Source organism: Bradyrhizobium sp. SZCCHNR1015 (assembly GCF_032489875.1).
Taxonomy (GTDB): domain Bacteria; phylum Pseudomonadota; class Alphaproteobacteria; order Rhizobiales; family Xanthobacteraceae; genus Bradyrhizobium.
This window is the reverse complement of the sequence record NZ_JAUEYW010000014.1, coordinates 105,619-128,473: the sequence shown is the minus strand read 5'-3', so window position 1 is coordinate 128,473 and position 22,855 is coordinate 105,619. Positions and strand designations below refer to the sequence as shown.

The 22,855-nt window shown below is 67.2% G+C and carries 16 protein-coding genes; all 16 read left to right on the top strand.

All coding sequences use genetic code 11. The features are described 5' to 3' along the window. The first annotated feature begins 40 nt into the window (after positions 1–40). The 16 genes from QX128_RS23770 to QX128_RS23695 all read left to right on the top strand — a co-directional run bounded on the left by QX128_RS23770 (position 41) and on the right by QX128_RS23695 (position 22,852). Positions 41–715, top strand: coding sequence for a response regulator transcription factor (locus tag QX128_RS23770; protein ID WP_006614547.1), 675 nt, complete (start codon positions 41–43; stop codon positions 713–715). A 62-nt stretch (positions 716–777) separates the two neighbouring features. After that, complete coding sequence (locus QX128_RS23765) at positions 778–2,154, top strand: sensor histidine kinase (RefSeq protein ID WP_316238678.1); 1,377 nt, start codon at positions 778–780, stop codon at positions 2,152–2,154. A gap of 110 nt (positions 2,155–2,264) precedes the next feature. Continuing rightward, positions 2,265–3,731, top strand: a complete 1,467-nt coding sequence (locus QX128_RS23760) for a hypothetical protein (RefSeq protein ID WP_315804189.1) — start codon at positions 2,265–2,267, stop codon at positions 3,729–3,731. A 107-nt stretch (positions 3,732–3,838) separates the two neighbouring features. After that, on the top strand, positions 3,839–4,108 hold the full coding sequence (locus QX128_RS23755) for a hypothetical protein (protein WP_315804188.1): 270 nt from the start codon (positions 3,839–3,841) through the stop codon (positions 4,106–4,108). A gap of 138 nt (positions 4,109–4,246) precedes the next feature. Further along, positions 4,247–5,347 (top strand): c-type cytochrome biogenesis protein CcmI, encoded by a 1,101-nt coding sequence (ccmI, locus tag QX128_RS23750; protein WP_316218079.1) that lies wholly within the window; start codon positions 4,247–4,249, stop codon positions 5,345–5,347. 31 nt (positions 5,348–5,378) lie between these two features. After that, positions 5,379–5,933 (top strand): cytochrome c maturation protein CcmE, encoded by a 555-nt coding sequence (gene ccmE, locus QX128_RS23745; RefSeq protein WP_316182607.1) that lies wholly within the window; start codon positions 5,379–5,381, stop codon positions 5,931–5,933. Then, complete coding sequence (locus tag QX128_RS23740; protein ID WP_315804185.1) at positions 5,930–7,909, top strand: heme lyase CcmF/NrfE family subunit; 1,980 nt, start codon at positions 5,930–5,932, stop codon at positions 7,907–7,909. Before ccmE ends, QX128_RS23740 begins: the two co-directional genes overlap by 4 nt. A gap of 5 nt (positions 7,910–7,914) precedes the next feature. After that, positions 7,915–8,403, top strand: a complete 489-nt coding sequence (locus QX128_RS23735; RefSeq protein WP_316238677.1) for a cytochrome c-type biogenesis protein — start codon at positions 7,915–7,917, stop codon at positions 8,401–8,403. A 328-nt stretch (positions 8,404–8,731) separates the two neighbouring features. After that, positions 8,732–10,075: a HAMP domain-containing methyl-accepting chemotaxis protein gene (locus QX128_RS23730; RefSeq protein ID WP_316238676.1), complete on the top strand. Its 1,344-nt coding sequence runs from the start codon at positions 8,732–8,734 to the stop codon at positions 10,073–10,075. Positions 10,076–10,485: 410 nt separating this feature from the next. Beyond that, positions 10,486–12,489, top strand: coding sequence for a methyl-accepting chemotaxis protein (locus QX128_RS23725; protein ID WP_316238675.1), 2,004 nt, complete (start codon positions 10,486–10,488; stop codon positions 12,487–12,489). Positions 12,490–12,888: 399 nt separating this feature from the next. After that, complete coding sequence (locus QX128_RS23720; RefSeq protein WP_316238674.1) at positions 12,889–13,920, top strand: AbiJ-NTD4 domain-containing protein; 1,032 nt, start codon at positions 12,889–12,891, stop codon at positions 13,918–13,920. A 1-nt stretch (position 13,921) separates the two neighbouring features. Next, the gene (locus QX128_RS23715) at positions 13,922–14,752 is read left to right on the top strand and encodes a hypothetical protein (protein ID WP_316238673.1); all 831 of its coding nucleotides are present in this window, start codon (positions 13,922–13,924) and stop codon (positions 14,750–14,752) included. Between the two features lie 1,177 nt (positions 14,753–15,929). Continuing rightward, positions 15,930–17,513, top strand: coding sequence for a Do family serine endopeptidase (locus QX128_RS23710; protein ID WP_316182733.1), 1,584 nt, complete (start codon positions 15,930–15,932; stop codon positions 17,511–17,513). A gap of 260 nt (positions 17,514–17,773) precedes the next feature. Beyond that, positions 17,774–18,454, top strand: a complete 681-nt coding sequence (locus QX128_RS23705; protein ID WP_315726077.1) for a response regulator transcription factor — start codon at positions 17,774–17,776, stop codon at positions 18,452–18,454. Then, positions 18,438–19,898, top strand: coding sequence for a sensor histidine kinase (locus QX128_RS23700; RefSeq protein ID WP_316238672.1), 1,461 nt, complete (start codon positions 18,438–18,440; stop codon positions 19,896–19,898). The genes QX128_RS23705 and QX128_RS23700 overlap by 17 nt, the downstream gene beginning before the upstream one ends. After that, on the top strand, positions 19,895–22,852 hold the full coding sequence (locus QX128_RS23695) for a bifunctional [glutamine synthetase] adenylyltransferase/[glutamine synthetase]-adenylyl-L-tyrosine phosphorylase (RefSeq protein ID WP_316238671.1): 2,958 nt from the start codon (positions 19,895–19,897) through the stop codon (positions 22,850–22,852). The genes QX128_RS23700 and QX128_RS23695 overlap by 4 nt, the downstream gene beginning before the upstream one ends. Positions 22,853–22,855: the final 3 nt, after the last annotated feature.

Sequence of the window (22,855 nt, the reverse complement as noted above, 5' to 3'; positions counted from 1 at the left end):
TTGAGGGCGGAAATCGTGCAGTTCAGCTTTGGAGGCAAGCGTGCGTCTGCTCGTTGTCGAGGACGATCCGGATCTCAACCGTCAGCTCACCACGGCCCTGAGCGACGCCGGCTACGTCGTGGACCGTGCGTTCGATGGGGAGGAAGGGCACTATCTGGGCGACAGCGAGCCCTATGACGCTGTCGTGCTGGATATCGGCCTGCCCAAGATGGACGGCATCTCGGTGCTGGAGGCGTGGCGGCGCAATGGCCGGGCGATGCCGGTCCTGATTCTCACCGCGCGCGACCGCTGGAGCGACAAGGTCCAGGGCTTCGACGCCGGCGCCGACGACTACGTTGCCAAGCCCTTCCACCTCGAAGAGGTGCTGGCGCGCATCCGCGCGTTGCTGCGCCGCTCGGCCGGCCACGCCCAGAGCGAGCTGACCTGCGGGCCGGTCACCCTGGACACCCGCACCGGCAAGGTCAGCGTGTCGGGCAACCCCGTCAAGATGACCTCACACGAATACCGCCTGCTGTCCTATCTGATGCATCATTCCGGCCGCGTCGTCTCGCGCAGCGAGCTGGTCGAGCATCTCTACGACCAGGACTTCGACCGCGACTCGAACACCATCGAGGTGTTCGTCGGCCGCATCAGGAAGAAGCTCGACTGCGACGTCATCCAGACCGTGCGCGGCCTCGGCTATCTGCTGACCCCGCCGCCGGCCGCAGGCGCCTGATCCGTTTCCGGAGCCAGCCATTCGCGGTGGCCGGGCGCCGGCCGTTTCGCTAGTTTGCGGTCATGCGCCAGAGCTCACTTGCCACCCGGTTGTTCCTGTCCGCGACCGCGTGGCTCGTGGTCATTCTCGCCATCACCGGCATCGTGCTGTCCTCGGTGTATCGCAACGCGACCGAGCGCGCCTTTGATCGCCGGCTCAATCTCTATCTGCGCACCCTGATCGCCGAGGTCGCCACCCCCGACGATCCGCCGGACCGCCAATTCCAGTCATTGGGCGAGCCGTTGTTCGAGCTGCCGCTGTCCGGCTGGTACTGGCAGATCACCCGTACCGACGCCGAGAAGCCGGAGGTACGGGCCTCGCGCTCGCTGTGGGACAAGAAGCTGCCCAAGCTGGAGGAGCAGGGGATCGAGCTGACGGCGGCCGGGATCCGGATCGGCTATGTCGAGGGGCCGGAGAACCAGGACCTGCGCATGGTCGAGCGCCCGGTGGATCTCGGCTCCGACGGTAAGTTCCTGGTCAGCGTCGCAGGCGATGCCTCGGAGATCTTCGACGAGACCCGCAGCTTCGACTACTACCTCGGCGGCACCTTCACCGCGCTCGGGATCGTGCTGCTGCTCACGACCATCTTCCAGGTCCGCTATGGCCTCGCGCCGCTGAAACGCATCTCCGAATCGATCGCCGACATCCGGTCCGGGCGCGCCGAGCGGCTGGAAGGGGAGTTCCCAGTGGAGATCGCGCCGCTGGCCCGCGAGACCAATGCCCTGATCGATGCCAATCGCGAGATCGTCGAGCGGGCGCGCACGCATGTCGGCAATCTCGCCCATGCCATCAAGACGCCGCTCTCCGTCATCGTGAATGAAGCGGCGACCCATGCGGCGGATCCGTTCGCGGCCAAGGTGATGGAGCAGGCGGACGTCATGCGCGACCAGGTCGCCCACCACCTCGAGCGGGCGCGGATCGCCGCGCGCGTCACCATCGTGTCCACCGTGACCGAGGTGGCGCCGGCCATCGAGGCGCTGCGCCGCACCATGGAAAAGATCTACCGCGACCGCGGCATCGTGGTCGCGGCGATCGCCGATCCCGCGGCGAGGTTTCGTGGCGAGCGCCAGGATCTGGAGGAGATGGTCGGCAATCTGGTCGACAATGCCTGCAAATGGGCGACCTCGCGAGTCTCGGTCGAGCTCACCGTGGAGCCGCCGGCCCAGTCCGGGGCCTCGCCGATGCTGCGGATCGTGGTCGATGACGATGGCCGTGGCCTCTCGGCCGCCGAGCGTGCCCAGGTGCTGCGGCGCGGCCAGCGGCTGGACGAATCCAAGCCGGGGTCGGGGCTCGGGCTGTCGATCGTCACCGATCTGGCCGCGCTCTATGGCGGCCGATTGACCCTGGGCGATGCCCCGACCGGGGGCCTGCGGGCGGAGCTGAGATTGCCCGGCGTTTGACGGGGCGGCGAATTTCGCCATCCTAAAGGTGTTCTTAATACCGCGGACCGTATGGTCCGGGCAGGGGTGCGCGATGTGCGCTCTCGCCGTGGAAATTTGCACGCCGGCGCATGGGTCAGACAGCTCACGAGCGGTTAAGGGAATATCTCGGGCAGCTGCCGCCGAACGCGCAGTCGCTCCTGATGCGCGAATTCGAGCGCGCCATCGAGCGTGGCCAGGACGTCGCCGTGGCGACCCTGGTGCTCGAGCAGTTGCGCAAGGTGGTGCGGCCCGTCGCGCCGCCGGCTCCCGCTCCAACATTGGATCCCGTGCGTCCCCAACCCGCCATCGAGGTCGCTCGTCCGCCGGCCCGCGAGGAGCGCCGCCAGAGTGGCGATGGCCCGCGTCGGCTGTTCCGGCCGCTCGACCCGTTCCTCACCGATTCCACCGGTCCTCTCCGTCCCGGCCAGATCCGCCGTGCCTCGCTGTTGCCGGTCTGGCAGTGGCTCGGCCGCGAAGGCGCGCCGGAGCGCTACGCCGAATTCGAGGCCGCGATGTCGGTCGCCGGCGACAGTTCGCGCGAGGTCGAGATGGCCGCACGCAAGCTGCAGCGCGCCGCCGCCGAGGCGCTGATGAACCTCGTCGGCCCCAACGCGACCGGCGACCGCCAGCGCGCGCTCGCCCGCATCGGCGCACCCAGCGTGATCGAGGATCTGCTGCCGATCGGGCTGGTGCTGCAGAATCGCGAGGCGCTCGACGGCCTCAACGGCCGGCTGCCCGGCATCATCCGCGTGCTCGGCGATTCGCAGATTGCCTCCGTCACCGAAGCCATCAACGTGCCGTCACTGCAGACGCCCTCGATGCTGCCGTTCGCACTGTCGCTGGTGATGCAGCGGCTCGCCGCGCCCTGGCAGATCATCCGGCTCGCCACCAAGATCGCGGCATCGGACGATGAGATCCGCGTGGCGGCGACCCCGTTCGGCGTCGCCGTCACCATCGCGCTCAACGATCTCGCCGGCCTCGCCTCGGTGCTGCGCGCCGACATCCGGCGCGGTCATTTCTCCAATCTCGGCGATACGCTGAAGACGCTGCATGACGGCGTTCGCGGCCTGCGCACCGAGCTCGACCTGCGCTCGGAATCGAACTGGGGCAAGCAGCTCACGGCGATCCGCGCCGACATCTCCAATGCCCTGCAATCGGAGATCGACAGCGTGCCGGGCCGCGTCCGCCGCATCCTGCGCCAGCGCGCCGACAAGGACATTCCGGCCGGCGCCGGCGTCGACGGCGGCGAGGTCGAGGAGGTGGCGGCGCTGATCGAGTTCGTCGCGGTCTGCCGCAACTATGCCAGCGAGCTCGCGATCAACGAGGTGACGCTGCGGACCTATTCCGATCTGCAGCAATATGTCGAGAAGGCCACCGAAGCGCTGGTGCAGTCGCTGCGCTCGGGCGACGCGCGGGCGCGCGCCTATCGGCAGTCGCAGGTGTCGGCGGCGATCCGCTTCTGTCACGTCCTGTTCGGCAACGACTACGCCCAATTGATGAGCAGGGCGGCCGAGAACGCGATGAACGGCGAGCGAAAATCCTCGCGCGCCGGTTGAGATTTTCTGCTAGTCTGTCCACGTTTTGATTTTTGCAATTTCAGGTTGACCCCGCCCCGGGGCCACGCATAGGTTCCCGCCAGGTTCCATCCGTTTTCATCAAGACCATGATTTCCGTCATCAACTTCGTCGAGGTCGAGAACCGCGTCGTGCGCGCGACCTATCGCAACCTCATGATCAAGGCCAAGGTCGTGCTCGTCGACAAGACGAGCGGGGCGCCACTCCCCGATCCCGTCACCACCATCGCCTCTCCGGTCCCGGTCGGGTCGCTGCGGATCAGGCTCACCGACCATGTCCGGCCGGGGACCTATTTCCTGGTGGCCCTGAACGGGCACGGCAGCTATCTCGCCAAGAGCGCCGAGTTCGAGGTCCCCTAATTACGTAATTGTCCTGAGTTTTTCGGCTCGGACGGCTGGGCTACCACGGCGGCAAATGTGAATTGCCGCCGGGAACGGTGCTGGTTAAAAGCGGCGCGAGGCGCGCCTGCCGGTAGGCGCTGACTGGAACCCTGTCCGATGACTCTCTGGTTCGTGTTCGCCGTGATGACGGCCGCGGCGATCTTCGCCGTCCTGCTGCCGCTCGGGCTGGGCGCGCGGGCCGCGTCGGACGGGCGCGAGGTCGCCGTCTACAAGGACCAGCTGGCGGAGATCGAGCGCGACGTCGAAACCGGGCTGATCGGCAAGGTCGAGGCGGAAGCCGCGCGGGTCGAGATCAGCCGCCGCCTTCTGGCCGCGGCCGACCAGGAGGACGAGGCTGCGGTGAAGCCGAGCCTCGGCCTGCGCCGCGCGTCGGCGGTGCTGGCGCTGATCGGCGTGCCGATCGTGGCGCTCGCGGTCTACCTCCCGCTCGGCTCGCCGCAACTGCCGGATTTCCCGCTCACCGCCCGCGCGGCGCCCAACGGGACGCAGCCGCTGGAAACGCTGGTGGCGCAGGTCGAGCAGCACCTGCAGAAGAACCCGACCGACGGCCGCGGCTGGACCGTGCTCGCCCCGGTGCTGGCGCGGCTCGGCCGCACCGATGACGCGATTCGGGCCTATCGCAACATGATCACCTATGCCGGCGACGGTGCGGCCAAGCGCGCCGATCTCGGCGAGATGATCACCGCGGCCGCCGGCGGCGTCGTCACCGCCGAGGCCAAGGCGGAGTTCGAGCGCGCCCATGCGCTCGAGGCCGACGAGCCGAAGTCGAACTACTATCTCGGCCTCTCTGCCGAGCAGGACGGCCGCAAGGACGAGGCGGGCGCGATCTGGCGGGCGATGCTGGGCAAGGCGCCCGCGGATGCGCCATGGCGGCCGCTGGTGACGGCGGCGCTGGCCCGCGTCGGCGGCGGCGAGGTGCCGGCGCTGCCGAGCGAGACGATCGCCGCGGCCAAGGACATGAGCGCAGGCGATCGCGAGACGATGATCCGCGGCATGGTCGACCGGCTGGCGGCGCGGCTGAAGCAGAATGGCGACGACGTCGAGGGCTGGCTGCGCCTGGTGCGCGCCTATGTCGTGATGGGCGATCTCGACAAGGCCAAGGGGGCGCTGTCGGAGGCGCGGCAGGCGGTGTCCGGCGATGCCGAGCGGTTGCGGCAGCTCAACGAGGGTGTGAAGACTTTCGGCTTGGATGGATGAGCGGCGTTTCCGCCGCCAACGGGATCAAGGGATGACACGCAAGCAGAGGCGTTTGACGATCATCGGCGGGGCGCTGTTCGTGCTCGCGGTCGCGGCCGGGCTGGTGCTGAATGCGCTGCGCGACTCCATCGTGTTCTTCTCGACACCGACCATGGTGGCGGAAAAGCATATCGGCCCGGGCAAGCGCTTCCGGCTCGGCGGCCTGGTGCAGCCGGGCTCGCTGAAGAAGGGCGACGATCTCGCCGTGACGTTCGAAGTGGCCGATGGCGGCGCCAAGCTGCCGGTCGCCTACAAGGGCATTCTGCCGGATCTGTTCCGCGAAGGGCAGGGCGTCGTCGCCGAGGGCGCGCTCGATGCCGCCGGCGTGTTCAAGGCCGACACCGTGCTCGCCAAGCATGACGAGACCTACATGCCGAAGGAAGTCGCCGATGCCCTGAAGAAGCAGGGCCATTGGAAGGACGATTACGGCAAGCCCGGCGCGGCGGCCAAGCCAGCCGGCGCAGCCACGCCAGCCGGCGCAGCCACGCCAAGCCCGGTGTCGATGCGCGAAGGCGCCGAGAAGACGGCGGCAGGAGCGACGCAGTGATTGCAGAGAGCGGACATTACGCCCTGGTGCTTGCGCTCGCGCTGGCGCTGATCCAGTCCACCGTGCCGATGCTCGGCGCGCATCAACGTGACATCGCCCTGATGAATGTCGGCCGCTCGGCCGCGCTGGCGCAATTGCTGTTCGCCGGTCTCTCCTTCATCGCGCTGGTCACCCTGCACGTGACCTCGGATTTCTCCGTCGCCAACGTGTTCGAGAACTCGCACTCGATGAAGCCGCTGCTCTACAAGATCACGGGTGTCTGGGGCAACCACGAAGGCTCGATGCTCTTGTGGGTGTCGATCCTGGCGCTGTTCGGCGCCATGGTCGCGATGTTCGGCAACAACCTGCCGCTGTCCTTGCGCGCCCGCGTGCTCGCGGTGCAGGCCTGGGTGGCGACCGCGTTCTATCTGTTCATCCTGACCACATCGAATCCGTTCGCCCGCCTCGCCAACCCGCCGATCGAGGGCCGCGACCTCAATCCCGTCTTGCAGGACATCGGCCTCGCGGTGCACCCGCCGATGCTCTATCTCGGCTATGTCGGCTTCTCGATCTCGTTCTCGTTCGCGATCGCGGCCCTGCTCGAAGGCCGCATCGATGCCGCCTGGGCGCGCTGGGTGCGGCCGTGGACCCTGATGGCCTGGATCTTCCTGACGCTCGGCATCGCCATGGGCTCGTACTGGGCCTATTACGAGCTCGGCTGGGGCGGCTGGTGGTTCTGGGATCCGGTCGAGAACGCCTCGCTGATGCCCTGGCTCGCGGGCACCGCGCTGCTGCACTCCGCCGTCGTCATGGAGAAGCGCAACGCGCTCAAGGTCTGGACCATCCTGCTGTCGATCCTGACCTTCTCGCTGTCGCTGCTCGGCACCTTCCTGGTCCGCTCCGGCGTCATCACCTCGGTGCACGCCTTCGCCAGCGATCCGACCCGCGGCGTGTTCATCCTCGGCATCCTCGTGCTGTTCATCGGCGGCAGCCTCACGCTGTTCGCCGGCCGCGCCACCGCGCTGAAGCAGGGCGGGCTGTTCGCGCCGATCTCGCGCGAGGGCGCGCTGGTCTTGAACAACCTGCTGCTCACCGTGTCCTGCGCCACCGTGCTGTTCGGCACGCTGTACCCGGTGATCATGGAGGCGCTCGACTTCAAGCTCTCGGTCGGCGCGCCGTTCTACAACATCACCTTCGGCCCCTTGTTCGCGCTGCTCTTGCTGATGGTGCCGTTCGGCCCGATGCTGGCGTGGAAGCGCGGCGACCTCGTCGCGGCGACGCAGCGGCTGCTCGCGGCCGGCGTCACGGCGCTGGTGGCGATCGCGATCGTCTGGGCCTGGGCGCGCGGTGGCAGCGCGCTGGCGCCTGTTGGCATCGGCCTCGGCGTGTTCGTCATCACCGGCTCGGTCGTCGATCTGGTCGAGCGCACCGGCGTGGCCCGCGTGCCGTTCAAGACCGCGCTGCACCGGACCCGCGGCCTGCCGCGCTCGGTGTGGGGCACCGCGTTCGCGCATGCCGGCCTCGGCGTGGCGCTGCTCGGCATCGTCTGCGAGACCACCTGGAACAGCGAGCTGATCTCGACCTTGCGTCCCGGCGACGTCCGCAATCTCGCCGGCTACCAGATCAAGTTCGACGGCATGAGCCAGCGCCAGGGCCCGAACTTCAGCGAGGTCGTCAGCACATTCGTCATCAGCCAGGACGGCCGGCAGCTCAGCGTCCTGACGCCGAGCAAGCGCAGCTTCGCCACGCGCGGCATGTCGACGACCGAAGCCGCGCTGATGACCCGTGGCGTCAGCCAGCTCTACGTCTCGCTCGGCGATGCCACCGCCGACGGCGGCCTCGCCGTGCGCATCTATCACAAGCCGCTGGTGCTCTTGATCTGGTTCGGTCCGGTGCTGATGGCGTTCGGCGGCCTGCTGTCGCTGTCCGACCGGCGCCTGCGCGTCGGCGCGCCGCGACCGGCGCGTGCCGCGCGCGCGCTGCAGCCGGCGGAGTAGGGCGGATGCGACGTAGTCTCGGTCTTGCGGCGCTGGTGCTGCTGCTGCTCGCCGCGCCGGTGGCGCATGCGGTGCAGCCCGACGAGGTCATGGCCGACACGGCCAAGGAGCAGCGCGCCCGCGCGCTGTCGCGCGAGCTGCGCTGCATGGTCTGCCAGAACCAGTCGATCGACGATTCCGACGCGCCGCTGGCGCGCGACCTGCGCCTCTTGGTGCGCGAGCGGCTCGCCGCCGGTGACAGTGACAATCAGGTGCTGGATTTCCTGGTCGCGCGCTACGGCCAGTTCGTGCTGCTGAAGCCGCGCTTCGAGCGCCAGACCCTGCTGCTGTGGCTGCTGCCGCCGGTGCTGCTGCTCGGCGGCGGCCTGGCGCTGTGGTGGCAGGTGCGCCGCCGCGGGCAGCGCGGCGCGGAGGCCACGCCCAAGCTGACCGCCGAGGAGGAGGCGCGCCTCGCCGCGCTGATGGCCGCCGAGCAGCAGCCGCCGGCGACATGATGATCCGCTAACGCCACGATCCCCTGCCAGTTAGTTACTCCGTCATGTCCGGGCTTGACCCGGGCATCCATGTGGATCCCAGAGTGCCGGACGACGTGGATGGCCGGGTCAAGCCCGGCCATGACGACGGAGAGAGGCGGGCTGAAAGCGCGTGGTGCGAAGGCCGGCTGTCGCGAGTAAGAAGCGAGCGCAGCAAATGGGAACGCGCCGTGGATCCGCAAAACCCCGTGCTTTCCCGTGCTCCGCGCCTACCCGCGCTTTCAGCTTATTTTACCTTTGTCTGGAAGGGTGCGCAGCACATTCCGTCTGACGCGTCCGGGCAAGGTCCATGTTCTCCAACAGTCATCTGACGATCCGCTTCCTCGTGGGAGGCGTCGTCGCCTCTCTCCTCATGCTCCTGGCGATCGGCGGCGGCACCGGCTTCATCGCGGTGCTCTATCTCAACAACCAGATCACCAGCCTGTCGTCGGATTTCGCCGCCCTGAGCGGCCCCGCCCGTGATCATGCGATGCTGACCTATCAGCAGGCGCAGTCGGCGTTCTCCTACTTCCTGATGGCCTGCGTCGCGATCGCCGTGTTCGCCAGCGCCGTTTGCCTGATGACCTATGCCGCCGTGCAGAACGGCATCCTGCGCCCGCTCGCCGCGATGGTCAGCGCCATGCGCGACGTCGCCGGCGAGAAATTCGAGACGCGCATTCCCGGCCTCGGCCTCGGCAACGAGATCGGCCAGCTCGCCGGCGCGCTCGAGGTGTTCAAGACCAACGGCATCGAGCGCCAGCGCCTCACCGCGCGCGAGCTGCAGGAGGCGCAGCGCCAGGGCGAGCGCTCGCGCTTTCTCGACGGCCGCATCCATTCCTTCAACGACCTCGTCGCATCCGTCGTCGGCAGCGTGGCGTCGTCGGCCATCCGGCTGAAGAGCAACGCCGAGACCCTGTCGCGCGCCGCCAACGACACCTCGGCCAAGGCCAATGCGGTCGAGGCCGCCGCCAACCACGCCAATCGCAGCGTCCAGACCGTGGCCGGCTCGACCGAGGAGATGACGAGCTCGATCGGCACCATCAGCCGCCGCGTCTCCGACGCCACCCAGCGCGCCGAGGGCGCGGCCTCGCAGGCCGAGAAGAGCAAGAACACCATCCACGCGCTGTCGGACGCCGCCGAGAAGATCGGCGCCGTCGTCCAGCTCGTGCAGGCGATCGCCTCGCAGACCAACCTGCTGGCGCTCAACGCCACCATCGAGGCCGCCCGCGCCGGCGAAGCCGGCCGGGGCTTCTCGGTGGTCGCCTCGGAGGTGAAGAACCTCGCCAACCAGACCAGCAAGGCGACCGACGAGATCTCGGCGCATGTCGCCAGCATCCAGGGCATCACCGCCGAGACCCGCGGCGCCATCGACGGCATCTCGACCACATTGAGCGAGATCAGCGCCATCATGTCCGGCATCGAGGTCGACACCTCGCAGCAGCGCACCGCCACCCAGGACATCTCCAGGAGCGTCCAGGAAGCCGCCCGCGGCACCCTCGACGTCTCCAACCACATCGCCCAGATCAGTTCGACCTCGGCCGAAACCGGCCGCCTCGCCTCGGAGGCCCGCGACGCCGCCGGCGACCTGTCGCAGCAGGCCGAGACGCTGAAGCGCGAGGTCGATGCGTTCATCATCAGCGTGAAGGCGAGCTGAGGGCAGGCGCACCGCCGGGGGCGCCAGTTGTATTTCTCCGCTGTCATGGCGTGCGTTGTGAGCCCACCTCTCTCCCCTGTCATGGCCGGGCTTGACCCGGCCATCCACGCCGGTCGGTCTGCGCAAGGGATGGATGCGCGGGTCAAGCCCGCGCATGACGACCGGGTGAGTTGAGCGCACCTGCGTCCGCCGCGAGCTGAGTGCACCGGACGGCACGCATCCGGACTGCGTAGCTCGGCGACAAACGATGCCCCCGTCCCCGCGGCTCCGTCTAACCCGCTATTAGTAAATACCGCCCATCGTGCATACAGCACAGCTGTGAGTCGCCAGCCAGGCGGCCGCTGCTGCGGGGCAGGCGCGTGGCGACGTCGGTTCGCCCGCCTGCCGCTCTTGGGGGAGCGGACGAGGACATGATGAGCTTGAAGATCAGGGGGCGTCTCTACGCCGGCTTTGCGGCGCTCATCGCCGCCGGTGCCGTGATGGCGGCGGTGGCGGTGTGGAACCTGTGGGCGGTGCGCGACCAGGTCGCGAGCATGTCGGCGCTGTCGGACGCGACCGCGCGCATCCTGCAGGTCTCCAACCATCTGCAGGCGATCCAGCGCGCCAATTTGCGCTACATCCACGACGCCAACGAGCCGGCGCTCAAGGAGGCGGCCGAGCGCGAGGCGGCGGCGACCGCGCTGCTCCAGGCGGCCACCGCCGGTCGGCTGTCGGCGGAGCAGCGCAAGCTCTACGGCGATCTCACCAGCGAGATCGCGCAGATGAAGACCCAGCGCGATGCGCTCAGCGACGCCGTCAAGCAGGTGAAGTCCGGCCGCGCCGCGCTGCTGCCGGGCGGCGAGGACCTCGCCGCCAAGGCCGCCAAGCTGTCGATCGCGGCGCGCATCAGCAAGGAGCCGGAGGTGATGACCGCGGTCGCGGACATCGACGCCCGGCTGCAGCTCGTCCGCATCGCGACCTGGCGCTTCCTGGCGCTGCGCGACACCAAGTCGGCGTCCGCCTTCCGCGCCGGCGTCGACAATGTCGAGCAGCGGCTCGCCACGCTGGAGGGCGCGTCGCCGCCGGCGGGCGTGCTGGCCGCGATCGCGCCGGTGAAGGCCTCGCTGCAGCTCAACAAGAGCGCGTTCGAGGCCACCGCCGCCGCGGCGCTGAAGTCCGAGGACATCTACGCCAACGCGATCGAGCCGCTGATCGCCCGGAGCATCGACACGCTCAAGGCCGCCGAGACGGCGGTGAATGCCGACTATCACGCCTCGCGCACATCGGCCGAGGGCGCCATCGCCAGCACGATCTCGCTGCAGATGCTGGTCGGCGCCGCCGCCATACTGTTCGGCTGCCTCGTCGCGGTCCTGATCGCGCGCAGCATCACAGGCCCGCTGGCGTCGATGACGCGGGCGATGGGACGGCTCGCGAGCGGCGACGTCGCCGTCGAGATCCCCGGCCGCGGCGCCCGTGACGAGATCGGCGCCATGGCGACGGCGATCCAGGTGTTCAAGGACAACATGGCCGAGACCGAGCGGCTGCGCGCGGAGCATGCGGACGCCGAAGCGCGGCAGGAGCAGCAGCGCCGGGACGACATGGCGAAGCTCGCGCGCCAGTTCGAGCAGGCGGTCGGCGAGATCGTCGATGCGGTGTCGCACGCCTCGAGCGAGCTCGAAGCCTCCGCCGGCACGCTGACCAGCACCGCCGCGCGCGGCCAGGATTTGTCGACAGAGGTCGCCGCCGCCTCGCAGGAGGCCTCGTCCAACGTGCAGACGGTGGCCTCCGCCGCCGAGGAGCTGTCGTCCTCGGTCAGCGAGATCTCCCGCCAGGTGCAGGAATCCGCGCGCATCGCCAGCGAAGCCGTGGCGCAGGCCAACCGCACCAACGAGCGCGTCGGCACCCTGTCGAAGGCCGCCACGCGCATCGGCGACGTGCTCGAGCTGATCTCGAGCATCGCCGGCCAGACCAACCTCTTGGCGCTCAACGCCACCATCGAGGCGGCGCGCGCGGGCGAGGCCGGCCGCGGCTTCGCCGTGGTCGCCGCCGAGGTCAAGGCGCTGGCCGAGCAGACCGCGAAGGCCACCGGCGAGATCGCCCAGCAGGTCTCCGGCATCCAGGCCGCCACCGAGGAGTCGGTCGGCTCGATCAAGGAGATCGGCAGCACCATCGGCCGCCTGTCGGAAATCTCCGCCGCCGTTTCCGCGGCGGTCGAAGAGCAGGGCGCCGCGACGCAAGAGATCTCCCGCAACGTCCAGCACGCCGCCAACGGCACCCAACGCGTGTCGCGGAACATCGATGACGTGCAACGGGGGGCGTCGGAGACGGGGTCCGCGTCGGCTCAGGTGCTGTCGGCGGCGCGGTCGCTGTCGGCGGAGAGCGGGCGGCTGAAGCGCGAGGTGAGTCGGTTCTTGGGGTCCTTGCAGGCGGCGTGAGGGGCGATGCGTGTAGGGCGGATAGCGCAGCGTAATCCGCCACCCCACCCGAGAAAGAGCGGTGGCTTACGCCTCCGGCTAAGCAGCCTACGCACCGCGGATCGGGTGGGCCGTCCCGTAGCCCGGATGAGCGCAGCGACATCCGGGTTCACCTTGACAGCACGTGTGGTCCCGGATGTCGCTGCGCTCATCCGGGCTACGCGCTGTAGCTGCACGGGCGAATACGGTCGTTGCTGCGTCCATCGGGGGACGCGTCGAAAGAGTGGGCCGATGCGTCCGGAGCTCGTCCGAGCCGCAGCCCTGTGAATAATCGGGACAGACGTTGCAATTCCCTCGTTGCTACCGCGAATTGTGTCACGCTCCAGATTCGCGATGGTGTCGGACAAGGGAAGGCTACCGATGTTGACGGACATTTTTACTCACCGGTACGCACAGGCCCGTATATGGGAAACCTTTTCCGAGGAGCAGCGTCGTCTTCTCGTCCAGGGATACCAGCTCCTGAACGACATTTGTCCGTACTATGTAGACGGAAAAGAGGACAAGCATGGGAAGATTTTTTGGACGCGTATACACGACTTGCTGGGGAGGGAGCTTGGTCTGAAGGAATTGTCTCCGCAGCGCTGGGGGGGCTATACCGCGCAGAATGTATGGGTGAGTGGCGAAAATAGCACAGCGAAGATGTGCGAGACGTGGATGCTGGAGCCTTTCAGCGGCAAGATTCCGGCCGATCGTTTCGTCAAAGAGCGCCTGAGCCTGGTCGAGATTGGCTTCCGTGAGCACGAAAATTATGTGGCAGAAATAAATGCTGGGCTCGCGAAGAGCATAGCGGGGGCTGAGGAGTTCGACAGAGTACGAGGCGGCCTCAGGCTTTTACTTCCTACCGCCGATAGCGTCCGAGCTGCCAACGTCAAGTTGAACGCCAGGTTTCAGACGGCCGTGAACGAGCTAAATGCCCGCTTCCGCCAAGCGGATTGTCCGTTGCACTACCACAACGGATTTATTCAGATCTCTCAAGACCAAACGCTCGCACAGGAAATTGAGACGCCGTTTTGGAAGTTGGTGGCCGAGCCAAAGTGGCACAACGTTGATCACGACATGAAGGAGGCTATTGATCTGCGCGACACAGGGGGGCGGGATCCAGCGCTGTACGCCGCCCGCTCTCTGGAGAGTACGATCAAGATTGTCTCGGACGAAAAACAGCTGACCGCAGGCAACGAGAAGGGCGCTCACAACTATATTGACAACCTGAGGCGCGCGAAACTCATCGAGGTGTGGGAAGTGGATGCGCTAAAACATTTTTTCACGAAAGTCCGCAATCCGCTTGGACATGGCCCCGGTACCGCGCCGATGCCGAGCCTCACCGATCACCAGACGAACTGGGCTATCGAAAACTCAATGGTCTGGATCAAAAGCCTAATTCGCAGGATGTGAAATGCACATCTTTATCGATGAGAGCGGCACGTTCAGCGGGTTTCAGACCAATTCGGTCAGCGTTGTTGGTGCGCTAGTGATCCCAGACGTGATGATGGCGAACGTCGAGAAAAAATACGCCAAATTTCGGGACAAGTTGCCAAAAGAAAACGGGGAAGTGAAAGGAAGGCTCCTTAACGAAGCGCAGGTTGATAGGGTCGTCTGCCTTCTCGCGCGCAATGAGGCACTGTTCGAGATAACTGCACTCGATCTCGGCTTGCACCAGGAAAACGCAGTCCGCGACTATAAGAAGAAGCTCGGTGAGCAAATGCTGGCGAAGGTTGCGAATTTTAGAGAGGACGTTCGCCCAGAAGTCCAAGCAGCCAGCGAGTATATCCTGCATGCCCCGCTGAACCTCTTCCTGCAGGCGCTCACTACCTTCGACGTGCTGCACCGAGTTATCAGCCGGGCAACGACGTTCTTCGCGCAACGTAAGCCGTATGAGCTTGGCTCATTCGCGTGGATCGTGGATGGCAAGGAACCCGCCAAGGTCACGAGATGGGAGGAATGGTGGGCGCACTATGCGCAAGGCGCTCTTGCAAGCATCTCAAAGAGGCGACCGGCATGGATGCTTAGCGAACCCTTGGATGCCGATTATTCTTATTATGAAAAATTCAATTCTATGGATGAAAAAGGCGAAGGCGGAACTTCACTGAAGCTTCTGCTTAAGGACATCAAGTTTTCTCCGCAGACGGAGCATGGTCTGGAGCTCGTCGATATTTTAACGAACGGTGTTCGTCGAGCTCTCACCGGCAAGTTGCAACGGAAGGCTGGCAAAACATGCACCGACTGATAATCCACGAAAACGGCGAGCCCTATATATCCTTCGTTCTCTTTAGCGATGATGGGGACATTGTTCACACCGCTTCGTATACCGGTGTGGTCAGCGAGGGCTTTTCGAAGGGCGGGAGGCTAATGCTGACAAAGCGCAATCTCCGGATTGCCTTGGATCGGCAAGGGCGGTGATTGCATGATAACGCGGTCGCCCCTAGTCAACCCGTGTATTCGGAAATCTTTGCCACTTTCTTCCGAAAATCAAAAATTCTCTTGCCTCCCACCCCAAATCACCCTTATCCTCCGCCCATTCCGTTCCACTGAGGGGGCGTATCGCGATCGTCACGGACGTCGGGATGGAATGCGATGGACGCGGGCTGCCGCAGCGGGGGTTGGCCTCGCCGACGAACGGCGGAGCGCGGACGTGAAATCGTGTGGTCCTGGCCTCCCGGTGCTGAGGTCAAGCCGGTGGTGATGATCCGCCGGCGACGGGGTCAATGAGCCGGTCCCCGGGGAGATCACGTATAAGCGTTAACACCATCGCGCAGGGAGGGCCGGGTGTGTTCGGCCAGACCTGTGGTACCTGCCGCCTGCATTTTTTTCCGCAGGCGGGCCACGGGCGCGGCCAGCGCCCGGCCTTCCCTGTGCCCTCGCTGTGAGGGTGCGAGTTCAAGGGCATAGCTCGGGCGCGGGATGCGTCGCGAGGATGTGGAGGCACGACGCGCGGTTCGTTTTCTCCACATGCTGTTTGATAGTGTGGATCAGGATAGTTGCTCCTGGCGTCATTGCGAGCGCACCGGACGGGTAGGCGGATGAGCGAAAGCGTCATCCGCCGGAGGCTGGCTCCAGTGCGGGCGGATGTGCGGCGGCTGGATCGGGGGGCTGTTGGAAAGACGGCGGGTTACGCCTGCGGCTAACCCGCCCTACGAGGGTTACGACTTTGGTCGGACCGGCCAAAATGATGGCCGCGACGGGGCGGTCGGGACGTTGGCAAGTTATTGGGCGTAAACGTCTTTTCGCCCGTCGCCCGCCATCCGCGCCATTCCGCCGCAGTCTGTGTGTCCATCCATTACAGAAGTTTAACGCCGCAGCCAGCACGCCGTAAGGCGGCAAGTCCCATCTTCACTTGCGAACGGGGCGCACAGCCCGGGACACACGTTTAGACCTTGACCAAAATCACTTGCGGAGAAAACCGTATGACTGACCGTCCGACCGACCTGTCCTCGCTTCCATCCTATCGCCAGTCCCGGCGCGGGCTGTTCTCGGCGCGCAAGTTCGCGCTGATGGCCTCCGTGGTCGCGGGCCTCGGTGTCGCCGCCTACGGCCTGTCGCCGCAGGGCGCGCCGCTCGACCTGTTCTCGACCTCGGCGCATGCGCAGGTGGCGAACGAGGTCAGCAAGGTCGCGCGCCCGATCGGCTTTGCCGACATCGTCGAGCGGGTGAAGCCGTCGGTGATTTCGGTCAAGGTCAACATCGCCGAGAAGGTGTCGAAGGACGACAGCGACGAGGATCTGCCGTTCCAGCCGGGCTCGCCGATGGAGCGCTTCTTCCGCCGCTTCGGCGGTGAGAACGGCATTCCCGGCATGCCGGGCCGCGGCGGCCGTGGTGGCGGTCGCGCCGTGACCGGGCAGGGCTCCGGCTTCTTCATCTCCGCCGACGGCTATGCCGTGACCAACAACCACGTGGTCGACAGCGCCAACAAGGTCGAGGTGACGACCGACGACGGCAAGACCTACAGCGCCAAGGTGATCGGGACCGATCCGCGCACGGATCTGGCGCTGATCAAGGTCGAGGGCGGCTCGAACTTCTCGTTCGCCAAGCTCGCCGACGGCAAGCCGCGCATCGGCGACTGGGTGCTGGCGGTCGGCAACCCGTTCGGCCTCGGCGGCACGGTGACGGCCGGCATCGTCTCGGCGGTCGGCCGCGACATCGGCAACGGCCCGTATGATGATTTCATCCAGATCGACGCGCCCGTGAACAAGGGCAATTCCGGCGGTCCGGCGTTCGATGTCGACGGCAATGTCGTCGGCGTCAACACCGCGATCTACTCGCCGTCCGGCGGCAGCGTCGGCATCGCGTTCTCGATCCCCGCCTCGACGGTGAAGAGCGTGGTGGCGCAGCTCAAGGACAACGGCTCGGTCAGCCGCGGCTGGATCGGCGTGCAGATCCAGCCGGTGACGCAGGACATCGCCGACAGCCTCGGCATGAAGAAGGCCGAGGGCGCGCTGGTCGCCGAGCCCCAGGCCAACGGTCCGGCGGCGAAGGCGGGCATCCAGTCCGGCGACGTGATCACCGCGGTCAATGGCGAGCCGGTGAAGGACGCGCGTGAGCTCGCCCGCACCATCGGCGGCATCGCGCCGGGCGCCTCGGTCAAGCTCAACGTCCTGCACAAGGGCGAGGACAAGACCATCAACCTGACGCTCGGCAAGCTGCCGAACACCATCGAGGCCAAGGCCGACACCGGCGGCGACAATGCGAGCCCGACCCGCGGCGCCGACGTGCCGAAGCTCGGCATGACGGTGGCGCCCGCGTCGAGCGTCGCCGGCGCCGGCAAGGAGGGCGTCGTCGTCACCGAGGTCGATCCGAAGAGCGCCGCTGCCGATCGCGGCTTCAAGGAAGGCGACGTCATCCTCGAGGTGGCGGGCAAGTCGGTGACCTCGGCCGGTGACGTGCGCGAGGCCATCAACGCCGCCAAGGCCGACAACAAGAACAGCGTGCTGATGCGTGTGAAGAGCGGCGGCCAGTCGCGCTTCGTCGCAGTGCCGCTGGCCAAGGGCTAAGGCCCTCACGAGATGGGAGACCGCCGGCATGTGCCCCCGCACCGGCGGCTCTTCCTGGGGGCGGGCTTCAAGTTCCGCTCCCGCAAACCTTCCGTTGGATAATGCCCCCCTCCGTCGGAAGGAACTCGGGCGGTGAGGTCCCCCAGCCTCACCGCCCACTTTGCTGCCGATCAACCCCGGGCCCATGCCGCCTTGCACGGAAACGGCGGCCGGTCCATGTAGATGGACATCGAACCGTGACCGCCGCCCCCGTTTCCGCAATGCGCCTCCTGATCATCGAAGACGACCGCGAGTCCGCCGACTATCTCGTCAAGGCGTTCCGCGAGGTCGGACATGTCGCAGACCTCGCCAGCGACGGCGAGGAGGGGCTCGCCATGGCCGAGAGCGGGGATTACGACGTGCTGGTGGTCGACCGCATGCTGCCCAAGCGCGATGGCCTGTCGCTGATCGGCGCGCTGCGCGACAAGGGCAACCGGACGCCGGTGCTGATCCTGTCGGCGCTCGGCCAGGTCGACGACCGCATCAAGGGCCTGCGCGCCGGCGGCGACGATTATCTGCCGAAACCCTACGCCTTTGCCGAGCTGCTGGCCCGCGTCGAGGTGCTGTCGCGCCGCCATGGCGGCCCGGCCGAGGAGACTACCTACAAGGTCGGCGACCTCGAGCTCGACCGGCTGTCGCATCGGGTGGCCCGCGGCAAGGACGAGCTGACCTTGCAGCCGCGCGAGTTCCGCCTGCTCGAATACCTGATGAAGCATGCGGGCCAGGTGGTGACGCGCACGATGCTGCTGGAGAACGTCTGGGACTATCACTTCGATCCGCAGACCAACGTGATCGACGTCCACATCTCGCGGCTGCGCTCCAAGATCGACAAGGGGTTCGACCGCCCGCTGCTCCACACCATCCGCGGCGCGGGGTACATGATCCGTGACGGCCTTCGGTAAGCTGATCCGCACCACGGCGTTCCGGCTGACGCTGGTCTATCTGCTGTTGTTTGCGCTGTTCGCAGCCTCGCTGCTCGGCTATTTCGCCTGGAACACCCGCCGCCTCATCACCGAGCAGATCTCGACCACGGTCACCTCCGAGATCAGCGAGATGACCGACATCTTCGCCCGCTGGGGCCTGCGCGGCATCGTCGGCGCGATCGAAAGCCGCGCGCTGCGGCCGGGAGCCAATCTCTATCTCATCACCACGCCGAGCGGGCAGGCGATCGCCGGCAATGTCGGCTCGCTGGCGCCGGGCGTGATGGGCTCGTCCGGCTGGTCGGAGACGTTCTACCGGCGGCTCGACGACAGCACCGAGCACAGCCACCGCGCGCTGGTCTATGTCACACAGCTCTCCAGCGGTTTTCGGCTTTTGATCGGCCGCGATCTCGAGGAGCGCCGCCGCCTGTTCGGCATCGTCGCCAAGGCGGCGCAATGGTCGGTGCTGGTCGTGGTGGTGCTCGGCATCGGCGGCGGCATCTTCGTCGCGCGGCGCGTGCTGTACCGGATCGACGCGATGACCGGCACGACGCGGCGGATCATGGATGGCGATCTCTCCGGCCGTCTGCCGGTCGGGCGCAGCGGCGACGAGCTCGATCGGCTGGCGGAGAATCTCAACGCGATGCTGGAGCGCATCGAGGCGCTGATGACCGGCCTCAAGGAGGTCTCCGACAACATCGCCCATGATCTCAAGACGCCGCTGACGCGGTTGCGCAACCGCGCCGAGGAGGCGCTGGCGAAGTCGCGCTCCGAGGACGAATACCGCGCCGCGCTGGAGCGCACGATCGAGGAATCCGACGGCCTGATCCGCACCTTCAACGCGCTCCTGATGATCGCGCGGGCGGAGTCCGGGCAGGCGCGCGGCGACATGGTCGAGTTCGACGCGGCCGAGGTCGCCGGCGGCATCCACGAATTGTACGAGCCGCTGGCCGAGGACAATGAGATGACCTTGCGGGTCAAGGCCGCGGCCGCGCCGGTGCATGGCAATCGCGAGCTGATCAGCCAGGCGCTCGCCAATCTCGTCGAGAACGCGATCAAATACGGCAAGCCGGCCGCGTTGCCGCTCGATCCCGCCGCCGCCGCTGACAGCCGCGAGATCCTGATCGAGGCCCGGCGCGAGGGCGGGCAGGTGCTGCTCAGCGTCACCGATCATGGCGAGGGCATTCCCGAGGCCGAGCGCAAGCACGCCGTCGAGCGTTTCGTGCGGCTGGAGGCGTCCCGCACCTTGCCGGGGTCGGGCCTCGGCCTCAGCCTCGCTGCCGCGGTGGCGACCCTGCATGGCGGCGAGCTCCGGCTCGGCGATGCCAGGCCGGGCCTGGTCGCGACCCTGGTGCTGCCGGCCGGCGCAGGCGCACCCGCGAAGCTTGCGGCGCCGGCGCAGGATGTGCCACAGAAGGCCGCATGACCTCATCCGCGCCGGGAAACGCGGACGGGCAGATGCTGGCCGAACGTTTCGTTGCCGGCCCACATGTCCGTGCGCCCGACAAAGCCGAACTCCGTCTCAACGAGTGGCTCGCCGAGCTCGAGCCGTCCTTGGCCGCCTCGCTCCGCCCGCTTCTCGCCGGCGGCTGGGCCCGCACCATCCTGCTCGGGATTGCCGACAGCTCGCCCTATCTGTTCGATCTCGTCCGCGCCGACGGCCATCGTTTGGACCGTCTCCTGCGCTGCGAGCCGCAGGCGCATCTCGCCGAGCTGATCGCCCGCACCGGCCGCGAGGTGTTTGCCGCTTCCAGCGAAGCCGAGGTGATGAGCCTGCTGCGCCGGCTGAAATCCGAGGCGGCGCTCTTGATCGCGCTGTGCGACATCGGCGGCGTCTGGCCGGTGATGCAGGTGACGGCGGGGCTGACCGACGTCGCGGTGTCCTCGGTGCAGATGGCGCTGCGGTACCTGCTGCGCCTGGAGACGGTGCGCGGCCGGCTCGCGCCCGTCGATGCCGACGATCCGGAGCAGGGCAGCGGCCTGTTCGTGCTCGCGATGGGCAAGATGGGGGCGGGCGAGCTCAACTATTCGAGCGACATCGACCTGATCGTGTTCTTCGATCCCGAGGTCAATTCGCTGGCGCGCGACATCGAGCCGCAGCCCTTCTTCGTCCGCGTCACGCAGGCGATGGCGCGGCTGCTGCAGAGCCGCACCGCCGACGGCTATGTGTTCCGCGTCGATCTGCGGCTGCGGCCGGACCCGGCCTCGACGCAGGTGGCGATGTCGACCGAGGCGGCCTTGCATTACTACGAGCGCGAGGGCCGCACCTGGGAGCGCGCCGCGATGATCAAGGCGCGGGTCTGTGCCGGCGACGTCGTCGCGGGCGAGGCGATGCTGGCGGAGCTGTCGCCGTTCGTGTGGCGCAAGCATCTCGACTTCCAGGCGCTGACCGACGTCCACGACATGAAGCGGCAGATGCAGGTCTATCGCGGCCACAGCGAGATCGCGGTCGAAGGCCACAACGTCAAGGTCGGCCGCGGCGGCATCCGCGAGATCGAGTTCTTCGCCCAGACCCAGCAGCTGATCGCCGGCGGCCGTCATCCCGAGCTGCGCGTGCGCCCGACGCTCCAGGCGCTCGACGTGCTCACGGCCAGCAACTGGATCACGGAGCAGGCGCGCGACGAGCTCACCACGGCCTATGAGTTCCTGCGCCGGGTCGAGCACCGCCTGCAGATGATGGCGGACGAGCAGATCCACAGCCTGCCCGACGATGTCGAGGGCGTGAGCCGCTTCGCATGCTTCTTCGGCTATGAGAGCCGCGAGCGGTTCGCGGCTGATCTGCTGTTCCATCTCGACATCGTGCAGGGACATTACGCGCGGCTGTTCGAGGGCGATCCGACCGGCACCGTCAGCCTGCCCGCGGTGAACTATGGCGCCGGGCCTGACGAGCCGCGCCTGATGGAGCATCTTGCCGGATTGGGCTTCCGCGATCCGGTGATGGTCGCCAAGACCCTGCAGCAATGGCTGGCGGGCGAGTACCGCGTGTTCCGTGCGGATGCGACGCGCACCGCGTTCACCGATTTCCTGCCCGCGCTGATCGATGGTCTCGCGCATGCCGACGAGCCGGATCGCGCCGTCGTGGCCTTCGACCGCTTCCTGCAGGCGCTGCAGCTCGGCGGCCGCCTGATCACCCTGCTCGGGCAGAACCGTGATCTCGTTGCGCTCGTCGCGCTCGTGCTAGGCGCTGCGCCGCGGCTCGGCGACATGCTGGCGCGGCAGCCGCGGCTGATGGACGGCCTGATCGATCCGCGCTTCTTCGGCGCCATCCCGGACCGGCGCGAATTGTCGGAGCGGCTGGCCTCGACGCTACAGGATGCCGGGACCTATGAGGAGTTTCTCGATCGCCTCCGGCTGTTCGGCCAGGAGAGCCTGTTCCTGATCGGCACGCGCATCCTCTCCGGCACGGTGTCGGCGCAGCAGGCCGGCACCGCGTTCGCCGACGTCGCCGAGGGCATCGTGCACACCGTGCATGATCTCGTGACCGAGCGCTTCGCCGCCCAGCACGGCCGCATCAAGGGCCAGGAGACCGCGATCGTCGCGATGGGACGGCTCGGGGCCCGCGAGATGACGGCCTCGTCCGATCTCGACCTGATCCTGCTCTATGATTTCGACGGCGATGCCCCGGATTCCGACGGCGAGCGCTCGCTGCAGGGCGCCCACTACTTCGCGCGCTTCACCCAGCGGCTGATCTCAGCCTTCACCTCGCGCACCAATTACGGCGTGCTCTACGACATCGACATGCGGCTGCGGCCGTCGGGCCGCGCCGGCCCGCTGGCCTCGCACATCGACTCCTTTGCGCATTATCAGGAGCAGGAGGCGTGGACCTGGGAGCACATGGCGCTGACGCGGGCGCGGGTGATCTCGGCTTCGCCGGCGTTTCGGGTTCGGATCGAGGAAATCATCCAGGCTGCGCTGCGGCGGGTGCGCGACAGGAGCGCGATCGCGCGCGATGTCGCCGACATGCGCCGCGCGATCGCGGCCGAGAAGGGCGAGGCGGATCTGTGGGACCTCAAGCATGCCGCCGGCGGCATGGTCGACATCGACTTCGTCGCGCAATATCTGCAGCTCGTGCATGCGGCGACGACGCCGGAGATCCTCGACGTCAGCACGCTCGCGGTGCTCGACAATGCCGAGCGGCTCGGCGTTCTGCCGCGGGCCGAAGCCGTGATCCTGCGCCAGGCCGCGCGGCTGTATCACGATCTGACGCAGATCGTGCGGCTGTGCGTCAGCGACAAGTTCAGGCCGGATCAGGCCGGCGAGGACCTGCTGCGGGTGATGGCCCGCGCAGGCGACGCGCCGGATTTCTCGGCGCTCGAGGCGCGGCTGCGCGAGACGCAGACCGAGGTGCGGCGCGTGTTCACCGCCCTCGTGGAGGGATGACCG

Excerpts from the sequence above, each read along its gene's own strand:
- ccmE (WP_316182607.1), top strand. The coding sequence starts at position 5,379 with ATGACACGCAAGCAGAGGCGTTTGACGATCATCGGCGGGGCGCTGTTC.
- QX128_RS23760 (WP_315804189.1), top strand. The coding sequence starts at position 2,265 with ATGGGTCAGACAGCTCACGAGCGGTTAAGGGAATATCTCGGGCAGCTG.
- QX128_RS23735 (WP_316238677.1), top strand. The coding sequence starts at position 7,915 with ATGCGACGTAGTCTCGGTCTTGCGGCGCTGGTGCTGCTGCTGCTCGCC.
- QX128_RS23765 (WP_316238678.1), top strand. The coding sequence starts at position 778 with ATGCGCCAGAGCTCACTTGCCACCCGGTTGTTCCTGTCCGCGACCGCG.
- QX128_RS23695 (WP_316238671.1), top strand. The coding sequence starts at position 19,895 with ATGACCTCATCCGCGCCGGGAAACGCGGACGGGCAGATGCTGGCCGAA.
- QX128_RS23755 (WP_315804188.1), top strand. The coding sequence starts at position 3,839 with ATGATTTCCGTCATCAACTTCGTCGAGGTCGAGAACCGCGTCGTGCGC.
- QX128_RS23710 (WP_316182733.1), top strand. The coding sequence starts at position 15,930 with ATGACTGACCGTCCGACCGACCTGTCCTCGCTTCCATCCTATCGCCAG.
- ccmI (WP_316218079.1), top strand. The coding sequence starts at position 4,247 with ATGACTCTCTGGTTCGTGTTCGCCGTGATGACGGCCGCGGCGATCTTC.
- QX128_RS23730 (WP_316238676.1), top strand. The coding sequence starts at position 8,732 with ATGTTCTCCAACAGTCATCTGACGATCCGCTTCCTCGTGGGAGGCGTC.
- QX128_RS23720 (WP_316238674.1), top strand. The coding sequence starts at position 12,889 with ATGTTGACGGACATTTTTACTCACCGGTACGCACAGGCCCGTATATGG.
- QX128_RS23705 (WP_315726077.1), top strand. The coding sequence starts at position 17,774 with ATGCGCCTCCTGATCATCGAAGACGACCGCGAGTCCGCCGACTATCTC.
- QX128_RS23715 (WP_316238673.1), top strand. The coding sequence starts at position 13,922 with ATGCACATCTTTATCGATGAGAGCGGCACGTTCAGCGGGTTTCAGACC.
- QX128_RS23725 (WP_316238675.1), top strand. The coding sequence starts at position 10,486 with ATGATGAGCTTGAAGATCAGGGGGCGTCTCTACGCCGGCTTTGCGGCG.